This window comes from Streptomyces sp. NPDC004111, assembly GCF_042874215.1.
Classification (GTDB): Bacteria; Actinomycetota; Actinomycetes; order Streptomycetales; family Streptomycetaceae; genus Streptomyces.
On sequence record NZ_JBIAMU010000002.1, the window covers coordinates 115047 to 128826 of the forward strand.

Genomic DNA, 13780 nt, shown 5'->3' on the forward strand with positions numbered 1-13780 from the left:
AAAGTCTCCGGCCGCCCTACGCTCCGGAACATGGCCAAGGAAGAGATCCCCGGAAAGCCCCCGCGCCGCGTCCTCGACCCCACGAAGGACGCGGCGGCCCTCAAGGCGCTCACCCACCCGTTGCGCATCCGGCTGCTCGGCCTGCTGCGGCAGCACGGACCGGCAACCGCGAGCGAGCTGGCCGTGCGGACCGGGGAGTCGTCCGCCTCCACCAGCTACCACCTGCGGGTCCTGGCGAAGTACGCGTTCGTCACGGAGGCCGAGCACCGGGACGGGCGGGAGCGCCGCTGGCGATCCGTGCACGCGATCACCAGCTGGAGCAACAGCGCCCTGGGCGCCACCTCCGAGGGCCGCGCCTTCATGTCGTTCGCCCACCGGCGGCAGCTCGAACACCTGCAGAACACGCTCGTCCAGAACGAGGCCGACCTGGCCGAGGGCCGGCTCGGCCCCCAGTGGGTCGAGCCGTCCGGCATCAGCGACTCGTTCTCCCGGCTGACCCCCGCGTCACTGACGGAACTGCGGCGGGCCTTCGAGGCCAAGCTGGCGGAACTGACGGCCCGCGACGACGGAGCCCCCGGGGCCGAGCAGGTCGTCATCGCAGTCGCCGCGCTGCCGCTCGCACCCCACGGCACCCGGCCGGGCGACGCGGCGGGAGAAACGGACGACAGCGACGGAGAGGGCGGGGACGGCGGCGACCCCGGCAGCACCGCCCCCGCCCTGCCGGACGGTGCCGCATGACCGCGACCGCCCCGCCGGACACCGCGGACGCCGCCACCTCTGCCGCGCTGCGCTCCGCCTCCCGCCGCTACGTCCTCGCCTGCGTGCTGTTCTGGCTGCCGGTCGGGCTGTCCGTCTCCGGCATCCTCCTCTTCGCCGACCGCGGCCACGGTCTGGCCGCCATCGCCGCCCTCTTCGCCGTCCACTCCCTCACCGCCGCGGCGCTCGAACTGCCCACCGGCGGGCTCTCCGACGTCCTGGGCCGTCGCCCCGTACTGGCCGCCTCCGGGCTGCTCAACGTGGCCGCCCTCACCCTCCTCGCCCTGGGTACGAACTACGCGGTGCTGGTCGTCGGCATGGTGCTCAAGGGCACCGCCCGCGCCCTGTCCAGCGGCCCCGCCGAGGCCTGGTACGTCGACACGGTCCAGGCCCACGCGGGCCCCGGCGGCGAACTGCGCAGCGGACTTTCCCGGGGCAGCGCCGCGACCTCGGCGGCCCTGGCGGTGGGCACCCTGAGCGGCGGAGCTGCGCCATGGCTCCTCGATCTGGTCCCCGGCCTCGCCGGACGGCTGGAAACCGCCACCGGCGGGCTCGTCCTCCCGCTCTCCGTACCGGTGCTGCTCGGCGCGGCCGTCACCGCGATCTACGTGCTGTACGTCCTGTCCGCACTGCGCGAACCGCCCCGCGCGCCCGCGACCCTGGGCGGCATCCTGCGCGGCGTCCCGGCCACGATCAGCGGCGGACTGCGCCTGGGCGTACGCGAAGTGACGGTACGCCGGATCCTGCTGACCGCGGCGGCGGGCGGTGTCGCACTCTCCGCGATCGAACTGCTCACCCCGAACCGGGCCGCTCTCATCACCGGATCCCCAGAGTCCGGGGCCGCACTCTACGCCGTCCTCGCCTGCGCCGGCTTCGCCGCCTCCGCGCTCGGCAGCTCCCTGGCCCCGCTCGCCGCCCGCATCGTCCGCGGCGGCGAGCGCGCGGTCCTGGTGAGCCTGGGCACGGGCGCCGCGGGCCTGCTGCTGCTCGCGGTCACCGCGAGGTCCACCGGCCCGCTGTCCCTGGCCCTCGCCGCCGCGGGGTACGTCCTGCTCTACCTCGGCATCGGAGCGGCCGGCCCCAACCAGAACGAACTCCTGCACCGCCGGGTCACCAGCGCGGGCCGCACGACCGCCCTGTCCGTGCAGTCGCTGGCCCTCCAGCTGTCCTTCGCGCTGGCCGGACCGGTGCTCGGCGCCCTTCGGGTCGGGCCGTTGCCCTGGCTGATCGGCGGCGTGGCGCTGGCGGCGGGATCCCTGCTGTGGACGCGCCGCCCCGCCGCACCGGCCCCCGCCAAGGACACCGCCCCGGCCGAACGCGCCGAGGCGCCTCTCCTGTGACGGGCCCGCGCACCGGATTTCCGGTGCGCGGACGGCCTGCCCCCGGTCAGCGGCCCGATCGGGCGAACTGCTCCAGATCCAGCTCGCCGACCACTTCCCCCTCGCTCTCGTCGCCGGTGAGCCGGAAGCCGAGCGCCAGGTAGAAGCCCTCGGGGCCGCCCTCGCCCGGTTCCCAGGAGGTGACCAGACGGGTGCCGCCGCGGCGGCGGATCTCGTCGGCCACCGCGCCGACCGCGAACCGGCCGTATCCGCGGCCCTGTTCACCGGCGGCCACGTTGAGGCGCCAGAGTCCGGACCGGAGGTCGGTGGTGCCCTCGCCGTCGGCGAAGTCGATGTCGAAGAAGCCCATCAGGAAGGCCACCGGCCGCTCCCCGTCGAGGACGAGCCGGGGCCAGGCCTGCTCCCGGAAGGCGTACGCCTCGGCGAGCGACTTCACCACGGGTGCCACCAAGTGCGCCTGCTCCGGGCGGACTTCGAGGGAGAGCGCGGCATCGATGTTCTCGGCGGTGATCTCCGCCAGGCGGAGCTTCCGGGCCGTCCCGGAACCGGTCTGGGTCATGGCGAAACCGTACGACGCCTGTCGCCCCGTACAGCGGGCAGTACGGCGCCCACGGACGGCCGACTCCCGGAATTCCACGCTCCGCCATCGGCGTACCACTCCGGGCCCACCGCTGTACACCAGGCCGTGACCGGAGTGTGAGGGGTGTGAAGGGCGTGCGGCGGGGGCGGCGGAATACGACGGGCGGCCCATGCGGCAGGATGACGCTCGCGCCACAGGCACGTCCGTGTCCCGACGTGCCCGCACAACCTTCAATGAGCAGGTGACCAAGGTGACGACACCTCACATATGCCGCCCCCAGGGGCGTTTCTCCCCCGCCTCGCGCGAACCCGGCCGACCGCCCCACGGCACGCGCGCGCGGATCCTGCCGGTGCGTCAGCTCCCGTCGCCGCAGGGGGCACGCCGATGAAGCGCTCCCTCGAACTGGGCGATCTGATCGTCGCCGGCATCGCCGTGGCGGCCGGTCTCCTCGCGGCGGTCCTGCTGCGGGCGATCCTGCGCTGGCTGGGCGAGCGGGCCAGCCGCACCCGGTGGAGCGGCGACGACATCATCGTCGACGCGGTGCGCACCCTCATCCCGGTGGCGGCGGTCTCCGCCGGTCTCGCCGTCGGCGCGGCGGCGCTGCCGCTGACCGAACGCACCGGCCAGAACGTCAACCGGGTGCTGATCGCGGTCCTGATCATGGCGGGCACCGTCACCGCGGCCAGGATCACCACCGGCCTGGTGCGGTCCGTGGCGCAGTCGCGGTCCGGGGTGGCGGGCTCGGCGACCATCTTCGCCAACATCACGCGCGTGGTGGTGCTGGCCATGGGCTTCCTCGTCCTGCTCCAGACCCTCGGGGTCTCCATCGCCCCGCTGCTCACCGCGCTCGGCGTCGGTGGTCTGGCCGTGGCGCTGGCCCTCCAGGACACGCTCGCCAACCTCTTCGCGGGCGTCCACATCCTCGCCTCGAAGACGGTGCGCCCCGGCGACTACATCCGGCTCAGCAGCGGCGAAGAGGGGTACGTCGTGGACATCAACTGGCGCAACACGGTCGTGCGCCAGCTCTCCAACAACCTGGTGATCATCCCGAACGTGCAGCTCGCCGGGACGAACATGACCAACTTCAGCCGCCCCGAGCAGGAGCTCCAGATCAACGTCCAGGTCGGGGTGTCCTACGACAGCGACCTGGTGCGGGTCGAGCAGGTGACGACGGAGGTCGTGCAGGAGGTGATGCGCGAGATCACCGGTGCGGTGCCCGAGCACGAGCCCGCGGTCCGCTTCCACACCTTCGGGGACTCCCGGATCGGCTTCACGGTGATCCTGGGCGTCGGCGAGTTCAGCGACCAGTACCGGATCAAGCACGAGTTCATCAAACGGCTGCACCAGCGGTACCTGGCGGAGGGCATCCGGGTCCCGGCCCCGGCCCGGAACGTGACCGTGATCCAGGGAGAGGCCCCCGGTGACCAGGGGGACGTCCTGGAGAAGGTGGTGCCGGGGATTCCCCGGCAGCGCCGGGCGGCCGGAGCCGCGGACGACGCCCCGGCGCGCCCGTCCGCCTGAGACCGGGGCGGGCGGTTCGGACTCCCCCTCAGGGTGCGGTATTGTTCTCATGCGCGCTCAGCCAGGGGAAACCCCAGGTCAGCGCGCACCGGGACGTGGCGCAGCTTGGTAGCGCACTTGACTGGGGGTCAAGGGGTCGCAGGTTCAAATCCTGTCGTCCCGACCAGCGTTTTCGCAGGTCGGAGGCCGTATCAGAGAAATCTGATACGGCCTTTTCCGCGTTCGTCCGGCCCTGGAGCGTGGCGCGGGGCGGTCATCGCGGTCCGTTGGCCCGGCAGCACAATGGTGGGCATGGACAGGGAACGGGACCGCGATACCGAAGGGCGGGCGCGCAGTGCCCGCCCCCGTGACGGGCTCGGCCGGCCGTTGCCGTACGGAAGTGCCGGGGTGGAGCGGCAGCCCGAAGGGGTGGTGCGCTCCCCCGACGCAACGGTGCGCGAGGCGCAGCGGCTGCTGGACGCGGGGATGCCGTTCCACGCGCACGAGGTGTTCGAGGACGCGTGGAAGTCCGGCCCCGAGGAGGAGGCCGCGCTGTGGCGGGCCATGGCCCAGCTGGCCGTCGGGCTGACGCACGCGGCGCGGGGCAACGCGACGGGCGGGGCGCGGCTGCTGCTGCGGGGGGCGGCGGGGCTCGCCGCCTACGGGTCGGCGGAGCGGGGCCCGGCCCACGGGCTCGACCTCGACGGGCTGGTCCGCTGGGCGCGGGAGCTGGCGGAGCGGGTGCCGGGGGCGGGCGCGGTCGACGCGGTCGGCGAGGCGCCGGCGCTGGCGGGCCGCCGCTGAGCGGCCCGCGTCCAGCCGTGACTGCCGGAGCCCCGGGGCCGCCAGGTCTTCCGTTCGGCCTTCCGCCCGGTCTTCCGCTCGGCCTTCCGTTCAGCCTTCCGTGAGGAGGACCACCTCCAGCGTGCGCGGGCCGTGGACCCCTTCCACCCGGTCCAGTTCGATGTCGCTGGTCGCCGAGGGCCCCGAGATCCAGGTCAGCGGGCGGGCCGGGTCCAGCCGGGGCATCGCCTGCGGGAGCGAGGCGACGACCTGGGAGGGGGCCCGGACCACGCAGATGTGGTGGTCGGGTACCAGGGTGATGCGGCGGCGGCCCTGCTCGGGGCCTCCGTCCAGGACGATCGTGCCGGTCTCCGCGATGGCGAGGGCGCAGCCGGTGACGACGCTCCCGACCTGGTCGAGGTCGGCGGCGGTGAGCGCCGCCCGGTCGTGGACGCGGACGGGGTCGGCGGCCTTGAGCCAGTGCGGGGGCAGCCGCGGCGGTACGAGGACGGATTGCGAGCCGCGTTCCGCGAGCAGGCGCGTCAGGAGGAGGGCGATGCCGTCCTCGGTGGTGCGGTGGACGACCGCCCGGTAGTCGGCGAGGTTCTCGTGCAGCAGGTCGAGGACGGCCGCCGGGTCGTCGGGGGTGTGGCTGGCGGCGTACCCGCGGGTGGCTTCGGGCACCTCGGGGGCGTCGGCGACGGCCGCGCGGATCCGGGCGAGGATGCGGTCGCGGCTGCCGGACGGCGCGGTGGCCGCGGGCGGCCGGGCGGACGCGGGGTCCGGCTGCGGGGCGGCGCCGGGCCGCGGGAGGGGAGTGGTCATGATGCGTGGGTCCTCTTCCACCAGTCGCGGAACGGCTCCGCCGGCATGTCGGGGAGGTCTCGGGTGTTGGTCCAGGCGGCGCCGCCCGGGAGGCGGCCGGGGAGCTTCTTCGGGTGGAGCCTGCGGGTGCGGGAGGCGGCCCGCTCCGCGGTGGCCAGGGCCGAGGGGTGGTTGAGCACCCAGCCCGCCGCCCTGATCGCGGCTTTCTCCAGCCGGTGTCCCTTGCCGCCCTGGTCGGCGACCTTCTCCCGGAGGTGGACCAGCACCTCGGGGATGTCGATGGCCACCGGGCACACCTCGTAGCACGCCCCGCACAGCGAGGAGGCGAACGGGAGGGAGGCGTCCAACTCCGTCGTCGTACCGCGCAATTGCGGGGTGAGGATGGCGCCGATGGGGCCCGGGTAGACCGAGCCGTACGCGTGGCCGCCGGCCCGCTCGTACACCGGGCAGACGTTCAGGCAGGCCGAGCAGCGGATGCAGCGCAGGGTCTGGCGGCCGACCTCGTCGGCGAGGACGTCGGTGCGGCCGTTGTCGAGGAGGACCAGGTGGAAGGTGTGCGGGCCGTCGCCGTCGGTGGTGCCGGTCCAGGTGCTGGTGTACGGGTTCATCCGCTCGGCGGTGGAGGAACGCGGCAGGGTCTGCAGGAAGACTTCGAGGTCCTGCCAGGTGGGGACGGTCTTCTCGATGCCGACGACGGAGATCAGGGTCTCGGGGAGGGTCAGGCACATCCGGCCGTTGCCCTCGGACTCGACGACGACGAGGGTGCCGGTCTCGGCGATCATGAAGTTCGCGCCGGAGATGCCGACCTTGGCGCGCAGGAACTTCTCGCGCAGATGGAGGCGGGCGGCCTCGGCGAGGTCGGCGGGGCGGTCGGTGAGGTCGTCGGGGGCGGGGCGGCCCCATTCGCTCATGGTGCGGGCGAAGATCTCCCGGATCTCGCCGCGGTTGCGGTGGATGGCCGGGACCAGGATGTGCGAGGGGCGGTCGTCGCCGAGCTGGACGATCAGTTCGGCGAGGTCGGTCTCGTACGCGGCGATGCCCGCCGCCTCCAGTGCCTCGTTGAGGCCGATCTCCTGGGTGGCCATCGACTTGACCTTGACGACCTCGCGCTCTCCGGTGGCCTTCACGAGGTCGGTGACGATGCGGTTGGCCTCCGCCGCGTCGGCCGCCCAGTGGACGGTGCCGCCCGCGGCGGTGACGGCCTCCTCCAACTGGAGGAGATAGGTGTCCAGGTGGCGCAGGGTGCGGTCCTTGAGCTGCTTGCCCGCTTCGCGGAGTTCGGCCCAATCGTCCAGCTCCGCCACCGCTTTGGCGCGTTTGTCGCGAATGGTGTGGGTGGCGTGCCGGAGATTGGCACGCAGGGTCGGATTCCGCACGGCCGAATGGGCCGCCCGGGGGAAGGACGGCATACCGAGGTACGTACCGCTCACAGCAGGGGCTCCTCTTCGGTGCTCGCCAGGATCTCGGCGAGGTGCAGTGCGCGCATCGGGGCGTCCTGACGGCGGAGCATGCCGCCGAGGTGCATCAGGCAAGAGTTGTCGGCCCCGCACAGGAAATCGGCGCCGGTCGAGACGGCGTTGCGGATCTTGTCCTCGCCCATGGCGGCGGAAACATCGGAGTTCTTCACCGCGAAGGTACCGCCGAAGCCGCAGCACTCCTCCGCGCCGGGCAGCTCCCTCAGCTCCAGCCCGCGGACCGCTTCCAGCAGCCTCCTCGGGCGCTCGCCGAGGCCCAGCATCCGCAGCCCGTGGCAGGAGGGGTGGTAGGTGACGGCGTGCGGGAAGTACGCGCCGACGTCGGTGACCTTCAGCACGTCGACCAGGAACTCGGTCAGCTCGTACGTCCGCGGGGCCAGCGACCCGGCGGCGTCGGCGAGGTCGGAACCCCGCCCCTCCTTGGTCTGGAGCCGTCCGATCCGTGGGTAGTTGTCGCGGATCATGGCCGCGCACGAACCGGAGGGGGTCACGACGAAGTCGTACCCCTCGAAGGCCGCGGCGGTCCTGCGGACGAGGGGTTCGGTGTCGCGGCGGTATCCGGTGTTGTACTGCGGCTGCCCGCAGCAGGTCTGTGCCGCGGGGAAGTCCACGGTGACACCGAGCCGCTCCAGGAGCTTCACTACGGCGACCCCGGTGGCCGGAAAGACCGCGTCATTGACGCAGGTGACGAAGAGAGCGACGCGCATAGGTCGGAGGATATGCGGGACCGGGGCCGCCCGGATAGGGCAATGATCAAGTTCGCGCCGGCTCGTGCGGAAGGGGCGGGGGATCCGCTGTCCGGCCCACCGCCGCTCACCTGGGAGGGCGAAATACGCGCGACGGCGCCGCGCCACGGGGAGACATGTCACCCGGGGGTACCCTTGGGGATTCAACTCCGCCCGTGGGGCGCCCCGCACACCGGGTCGTCACTCTGTCGGGAGACCCCCTCGCCCGACGGGGTCGGACCGGGGCAGCAAGAGTGGCTCAGGTCACTTCAGAAAAGGCGTAACGAAACAGCGCGGGCGCGCGATGAACCGACAGGTGCCGTCGCGCAGCCAGGCTCATCGCTCCACCGAGAGGCCTGCTGCGGCCTCGCTCCCGCCCTTCAGACTTGTATTTTTCGCTACGAGAGGCTCTTCGTGTCGCTCAGTCCGTCCCGCCCGTTCCCACAGGAGATCGCCGAATCGCCGTCCTTGGTCTCGCTCATCGAGCGCGGCAGGGACCAGGGCCACATCAATGGCGACGACGTGCGCCATGCCTTCGAAGCGGACAGCATCCCTGTCGACCAGTGGAAGCGGGTCCTGCGCAGCCTGAACCAGGTCCTCGACGAAGAGGGTGTGACGCTGATGGTGACGGCGGCAGCTGCCGCCAAGCCCGCGAAGGCCGCCAAGCGCGCCCCCCGCAAGACCGCTGCCGCGAGCGGCGAGGCCAAGCCCGCCGCGAAGCGCACCGTGGCCAAGAAGGCCGCCGTCAAGAAGACGACGACCGCCGTCAGGACCGCGGCCCCCGCCGAGCCGGTGGCCGCCGCCCCGGACGACGAGCTCGACGAGACGACCGCCACGGCCGTCGCGGACAAGCCCGCGCCGAAGAAGCGGGCCACCAAGAAGACCGCGGCGAAGAAGACCGCCGCGAAGAAGCAGACGGACGAGTGGGCGGGTGACGGCGAGGAGGAAGAGGAGACCCCCAAGCCCGGCACCGCCGGCTACGTCCTGTCCGACGAGGACGAGGACGACGCCCCGCCGCAGCAGGTCGCGGTGGCCGGCGCCACCGCCGACCCGGTCAAGGACTACCTCAAGCTCATCGGCAAGGTGCCGCTGCTCAACGCCGAGCAGGAGGTGGAGCTGGCCAAGCGCATCGAGGCCGGTCTCTTCTCCGAGCACAAGCTGGAGGACGAGGAGGGCGCCGGCGAGGGGGAGCTCACCCCGCAGTTCCGGCGCGAGCTGGAGATCCTGGTCGAGGACGGCCGCCGCGCCAAGAACCACCTCCTGGAGGCCAACCTCCGTCTGGTGGTCTCCCTGGCGAAGCGTTACACCGGCCGCGGCATGCTCTTCCTGGACCTGATCCAGGAGGGCAACGTCGGTCTGATCCGTGCGGTCGAGAAGTTCGACTACACCAAGGGCTTCAAGTTCTCGACGTACGCGACCTGGTGGATCCGGCAGGCGATCACCCGCGCCATGGCCGACCAGGCCCGCACCATCCGCATCCCGGTGCACATGGTCGAGGTCATCAACAAGCTGGCCCGTGTCCAGCGCCAGATGCTCCAGGACCTGGGCCGCGAGCCCACCCCGGAGGAGCTGGCCAAGGAACTCGACATGACCCCCGAGAAGGTCATCGAGGTCCAGAAGTACGGCCGCGAGCCGATCTCCCTGCACACCCCGCTGGGTGAGGAGGGCGACAGCGAGTTCGGTGACCTCATCGAGGACTCGGAGGCCGTCGTTCCGGCCGACGCCGTCTCCTTCACCTTCCTCCAGGAGCAGCTGCACTCGGTGCTGGACACCCTCTCCGAGCGCGAGGCGGGCGTCGTCTCGATGCGCTTCGGTCTGGCGGACGGCCAGCCCAAGACGCTGGACGAGATCGGCAAGGTCTACGGCGTGACGCGCGAGCGCATCCGCCAGATCGAGTCCAAGACCATGTCGAAGCTGCGTCACCCGTCGCGCTCGCAGGTCCTGCGCGACTACCTGGACTAGACCGGGTGGGCCTCGCGGCCTAGAAGGTCAGGTGCAGTGCCTGGGGCGAGCGGTGGATCAGAGTGGGTCGTACGACGACCCGCTGGTCCGCCGCTCGCCCCAGGCGCGTCCCGGGCAGCCTGCGGGTGAACAGCTCCAGCGTGATCCTGAGTTGGGCGCGGCCCAGCTGCGATCCCGGACAGCCGTGCGAGCCGTGGCCGAAGCCGACGTGCCGGGACCGCTCCTGGCGGGTGATGTCGAAGGTGTCGGGGTCGCGGTGCTGCGCCGGGTCGCGGTTGGCGGAGCCGTACGCGACGAACAGGGCGGTCCCGGGCGGAAGTTCCGTGCCGGAGAGGGTCACCGTGCGGGTGGTGCGGCGGCGGAAGCCCTGGACCGGCCCGTCATAACGGACGGCCTCCTCGACCGCGGCGGGGATCCGGTCCGGTTCGGCGCACAGCAGTTCCCACTGGGCCCGGTCGCGCAGCAGGTGCCAGAACGCGGTGCCGATGAGCGCGGTGGTCGTGAGGTGCCCGGCGAGGAGCAGGTTCTGCAGGTGGGAGACCATTTCGCCGCGCTGCTCGCGGGTGAGGTCGCCGGTGCCGGGGATCAGTGCCGCCGTCATCGTGGAGATCAGGTCGTCGCGGGGGTGGGCGCGGCGGTCGCGGACGTAGTTGTCCAGCAGGTGCTGGAGGGCGACGACGTCACGGGCCGCGGCGGCCTGTTCCTCCTCCGGCAGGGGCCGGAACAGCAGTTCCTCGGCACGCCGGCCGCCGTGCACGGCGAGCGGGACGTCGGCCTCGTCGATGCCGAGGAGCCGGCCGATGACGTCGCCGGGCAGCTTCTCGGCGTACTCCCCCATCAGTTCGACGTGCCCGCGCGCCGCGAAGGCGTCCAGGAGCTGTCCGGCGCGGGCGGTGGCGTACGGGAGGACCTCGTTGACCCGGGCCGTGGACAGGCCGCTGTTGAGCGGCGCGCGGTAGGTGCGGTGGGCGTCGCCGTCGGAGGTGACGACGGTGCGGTGGCGGCCGATGCCCCGGGCGAGTTCGGCGAGGGCGGCGGGGCCGGGGGCGACGTCGGGGCGCAGGGCGTTGGCCGAGGAGAAGTCCTCCGGCCGCCGCAGGACCTCGCGGACGTCGGCGTCCCGGGCGACGAGCCAGGCGTCCAGCTCCGGAACGAAGGTGAGGCCTTCGGCGGAGCGGGCGCGGCCGTAGTGCGGGTAGGGGTCGCGCTGCCAGGCGTCGAGGTCGCGGTGTTCGCTTAAGTCCACGGGATCATCGTGCCCGAGGAGAGGGAGCTTGCGGAACCCTTTCCCGAAGCGGGTCCGTATCCGCGGCTGCCGATGCGGCCGGCCGTGGCGGGTTCCGCACCCCTGGGGAGCGCGGGAACCCGCCTCGGGCGGCCGGACGCGCACCGGCTCGGGCTACTCGCCCTTGGCCGCGTCGTGCACCGCCCGCACCTTCGTGACGAAGTCCTCGATGAACGGGTCACCCAGCCGGACCCGCCCCAGCTGGTGGTGCTCCTTGGGATCGACGGTGATCTTCACCGCCGCCCCGGCCCGCGCGTCCATCGCCCGGCGGGCCGTCTCCGCTGCCGCCGCGTCGCCCCGCCCGATGGCGGTCAGCGCGTCGAGCCCGTACGCCATGGACTGGCCCCAGAGCTTCGTCGCGTCCAGCCAGTTCGACGCGTCGCTCAGGAAGAGCTTGTCGGGCAGGCCGCGCCGGAGGGTGTCCGGGAGGTCGGCGATCTCCCGGACGGCCGGGCGGAACGCGCGGATCGCACCGCGCGGATCGCTCGCGTACCGCTCCCAGAAGGCGGTGGTCTTCGGGCCGAACACCGGGGACTGCGGCTGCCAGGGGGTGGTGCCGAAGGTGGGTGCCAGGTGGTTCAGGTCGACGAACCTCTGGACGGCGTCCGCGAGCCGTGCGTCGCCGCCCGCGAGGTGGAGCGCGGCCTGCCGGGCCGAGCGGGTCCGGTCGTAACCCCGGTCGTTCCAGGCGAAGTCGGACATGGTGAAGACGGCCGGCTTGCTCGCGGCCTCCTGGTTCATCGGGTTGGAGATCAGCCCGGTCAGATGGTCGGAGAGGCCCGGCTCGCGCTTGTCGTACGGGGCGAGGAGCAGGCGGCCCGCGGTGCGGCCGAAGTCGTTCACCGGGTAGTTGTCCCAGACGAAGACCTTCCGGCCGAACAGTTCGGAGGCCTTCTTCGCCTGGTCGACGGTGATCGCGGGCGGCACGACGTCCGTGCCTGTCCACATCACCTCGACCGGCTTGTCCAGCGTGTCGCGCAGGACCTGCTTGTACGGGGAGTCCTTGAGGTCGCCGTACTCGGTGGGCACCATCTGGAGCGGTCGCATACCGGGGCGGGTGGCGACGAAGTCCTTCTGGAGCGTGTTGAGGAGGCTGACCTGGGCCCTGGCCGCGGCGGCCTGGCCGGGGGCGCCGAAGGCAGCCAGGTCCGCGTCGCAGTTCCACTTGGTGTAGCTGATGTCGTCCAGCGGGACGGAGACGGTGCGCACGCCCAGGTCGTACATCGCCTGGAGCTTGGCGGTCAGCGCCTTGGTGTCGGCCGGGTCGGAGTAGCAGATGGACGCGCCGGGCGAGACCGCGAAGGTGAAGCGGACGTGGTTCGCGGTGGCGCGCTCCACCAGTTCGCCGAGTTCCGCGAAGGTCTCGGCGGGGTAGGGCTCGCGCCACTTCTCCCGGTGGTACGGGTCGTCCTTGGGCGCGTAGACGTAGGTGTTGGACTTGACCTGGCCGAGGAAGTCCATGTGGTCGAGGCGCTCGGCACGGGTCCAGGGCGGCCCGTAGAAGCCTTCGATGGAGCCGCGCAGGGGCATGGAGGGGTGGTCGGAAACGGAGACTGAGGAGAGGCGCGGGGTGGCGGTGGCGGTACGGGGGTTCGCGGCGGGCCGGGAGCGGGGGCTCGTGCGGGCGGAGGGGTCCGCCTGGGCGTGCGGGCCCGCCTGGGCCCTGGGTGCCGTTGCGGGGATCAGCAGTTGCCTCAGGGTCTGCACGGCGTAGTACTGGCCGGTGGCGTCGGTGCCGCCCAGGGCGACCGTCCTGCGGCCGACGCGCAGTGCGTAGCCCTCGGCGTGCTGCGGGACGGCGGTGCCGGTGAGGGCTCGGGCGATGTCCGTACGGGCGGCCGGGCCGAGCAGGATGCTCAGGCGGGCGTGGGCGGCAGGTCTGTCGCGGACGTCGACGTGCCGGACGCCGTGGGCGCGGAGGGTTTCGGTGAGGAGGGTGCGGGCCGCCGCATCGGTGTCCTTGCCGACGATCAGGTCGACCCGGTCGGGGACAACGATGTCGGGGCCGGTGCGGGTGAGGTGTTGGGGGGTCGGGGAGATGGTGGGGAGGGGGTGGGACGCGGGGGTCGGGGTGGGGGCTGCGGGGGTTGTGGCTGCTGGGGGTGTGGGGGCTGCGGCGGTGGCGGTGGCGGCGGGGAGGGAGAGGGTCAGGGAGCCGAGGGCGAGGGACAGGGCGAGGGTGTGCCGGGGGCGGCGGGGGTGGGGGTTGGGGTTGGGGTGTGAGTGAGTGCGGGGCATTCGGCCTCCAGGGTGGGGGTGCGGGTGGGCCGTTCGGGTGGGCCGGGGCGGGGCGCGCGGCGGGCGGGAGCGAGGGGGTTCGGCTCCGCCGGGGGCCGCCCCCTTGCCCGCCCGTTCCGCCCCCGGGGGCGGCCCCGCCGCCCGAGGGAGCGGGGGAGCCGGGTGGGGTGGGTGGTTGGGTGTGGGGGGTCGTGGGGGGATGTGTGGGTTCTTGGACAGCGTCCGGCACTTGGCGATGACACGTCAAGACCACGCACCACACCCGTCACATCCCCCGGTTGCCCGGCCCCCCGGCCCCCGCCCCCGGCCCG

General features: G+C 72.8%; 11 protein-coding genes and 1 tRNA gene. 6 read left to right on the plus strand and 6 right to left on the minus strand.

What is annotated here, in order from left to right; genetic code table 11:
* Positions 1–30 precede the first annotated feature (30 nt).
* Both ACFYVL_RS05010 and ACFYVL_RS05015 read left to right on the plus strand, forming a co-directional pair.
* Complete coding sequence (locus tag ACFYVL_RS05010) at positions 31–738, plus strand: ArsR/SmtB family transcription factor (protein ID WP_389241409.1); 708 nt, start codon at positions 31–33, stop codon at positions 736–738.
* The gene (locus ACFYVL_RS05015) at positions 735–2096 is read left to right on the plus strand and encodes an MFS transporter (RefSeq protein ID WP_389241410.1); all 1362 of its coding nucleotides are present in this window, start codon (positions 735–737) and stop codon (positions 2094–2096) included. Before ACFYVL_RS05010 ends, ACFYVL_RS05015 begins: the two co-directional genes overlap by 4 nt.
* A gap of 46 nt (positions 2097–2142) precedes the next feature.
* On the opposite strand, the gene ACFYVL_RS05020 is transcribed toward ACFYVL_RS05015, so the two are convergent.
* Positions 2143–2655 (minus strand): GNAT family N-acetyltransferase, encoded by a 513-nt coding sequence (locus tag ACFYVL_RS05020; protein ID WP_389241411.1) that lies wholly within the window; start codon positions 2653–2655, stop codon positions 2143–2145.
* A gap of 405 nt (positions 2656–3060) precedes the next feature.
* Between ACFYVL_RS05020 and ACFYVL_RS05025 the strand changes: the two genes are divergently transcribed.
* The 3 genes from ACFYVL_RS05025 (at position 3061) to ACFYVL_RS05035 (ending at position 4980) form a co-directional block, all read left to right on the plus strand.
* On the plus strand, positions 3061–4197 hold the full coding sequence (locus ACFYVL_RS05025; RefSeq protein WP_389241412.1) for a mechanosensitive ion channel family protein: 1137 nt from the start codon (positions 3061–3063) through the stop codon (positions 4195–4197).
* Positions 4198–4286: 89 nt separating this feature from the next.
* Positions 4287–4363, plus strand: a tRNA-Pro gene (locus tag ACFYVL_RS05030).
* Positions 4364–4488: 125 nt separating this feature from the next.
* Entirely contained in the window at positions 4489–4980 is a 492-nt protein-coding gene (locus ACFYVL_RS05035; RefSeq protein ID WP_389241413.1) for a DUF309 domain-containing protein, read from the plus strand.
* Between the two features lie 90 nt (positions 4981–5070).
* On the opposite strand, the gene ACFYVL_RS05040 is transcribed toward ACFYVL_RS05035, so the two are convergent.
* The 3 genes from ACFYVL_RS05040 to ACFYVL_RS05050 are packed head-to-tail and all read right to left on the minus strand — an operon-like array spanning position 5071 to position 7966.
* Complete coding sequence (locus tag ACFYVL_RS05040; RefSeq protein WP_389241414.1) at positions 5071–5784, minus strand: lactate utilization protein C; 714 nt, start codon at positions 5782–5784, stop codon at positions 5071–5073.
* Positions 5781–7214 carry a LutB/LldF family L-lactate oxidation iron-sulfur protein gene (locus tag ACFYVL_RS05045; protein ID WP_389241415.1) on the minus strand — a complete coding sequence of 478 codons (1434 nt, stop codon included), beginning with the start codon at positions 7212–7214 and terminating at the stop codon, positions 5781–5783. Before ACFYVL_RS05045 ends, ACFYVL_RS05040 begins: the two co-directional genes overlap by 4 nt.
* A complete protein-coding gene (locus tag ACFYVL_RS05050) occupies positions 7211–7966 on the minus strand; it encodes a (Fe-S)-binding protein (protein WP_389241416.1) in 756 nt (251 codons plus the stop codon). The genes ACFYVL_RS05045 and ACFYVL_RS05050 overlap by 4 nt, the downstream gene beginning before the upstream one ends.
* 432 nt (positions 7967–8398) lie before the next feature.
* On the opposite strand from ACFYVL_RS05050, the gene ACFYVL_RS05055 reads away from it, so the two are divergent.
* Complete coding sequence (locus ACFYVL_RS05055; RefSeq protein ID WP_389241417.1) at positions 8399–9946, plus strand: RNA polymerase sigma factor; 1548 nt, start codon at positions 8399–8401, stop codon at positions 9944–9946.
* Positions 9947–9965: 19 nt separating this feature from the next.
* On the opposite strand, the gene ACFYVL_RS05060 is transcribed toward ACFYVL_RS05055, so the two are convergent.
* Both ACFYVL_RS05060 and ACFYVL_RS05065 read right to left on the minus strand, forming a co-directional pair.
* Positions 9966–11192, minus strand: a complete 1227-nt coding sequence (locus ACFYVL_RS05060; protein WP_389241418.1) for a cytochrome P450 — start codon at positions 11190–11192, stop codon at positions 9966–9968.
* A gap of 153 nt (positions 11193–11345) precedes the next feature.
* Positions 11346–13469, minus strand: coding sequence for a beta-N-acetylglucosaminidase domain-containing protein (locus ACFYVL_RS05065; protein WP_389241419.1), 2124 nt, complete (start codon positions 13467–13469; stop codon positions 11346–11348).
* Positions 13470–13780 lie beyond the last annotated feature (311 nt).

Coding starts and splice junctions, on each gene's coding strand:
- ACFYVL_RS05065 (WP_389241419.1), bottom strand. CDS start 13,469: ATGCCCCGCACTCACTCACACCCCAACCCCAACCCCCACCCCCGCCGC.
- ACFYVL_RS05020 (WP_389241411.1), bottom strand. CDS start 2,655: ATGACCCAGACCGGTTCCGGGACGGCCCGGAAGCTCCGCCTGGCGGAG.
- ACFYVL_RS05015 (WP_389241410.1), top strand. CDS start 735: ATGACCGCGACCGCCCCGCCGGACACCGCGGACGCCGCCACCTCTGCC.
- ACFYVL_RS05040 (WP_389241414.1), bottom strand. CDS start 5,784: ATGACCACTCCCCTCCCGCGGCCCGGCGCCGCCCCGCAGCCGGACCCC.
- ACFYVL_RS05025 (WP_389241412.1), top strand. CDS start 3,061: ATGAAGCGCTCCCTCGAACTGGGCGATCTGATCGTCGCCGGCATCGCC.
- ACFYVL_RS05010 (WP_389241409.1), top strand. CDS start 31: ATGGCCAAGGAAGAGATCCCCGGAAAGCCCCCGCGCCGCGTCCTCGAC.
- ACFYVL_RS05050 (WP_389241416.1), bottom strand. CDS start 7,966: ATGCGCGTCGCTCTCTTCGTCACCTGCGTCAATGACGCGGTCTTTCCG.
- ACFYVL_RS05035 (WP_389241413.1), top strand. CDS start 4,489: ATGGACAGGGAACGGGACCGCGATACCGAAGGGCGGGCGCGCAGTGCC.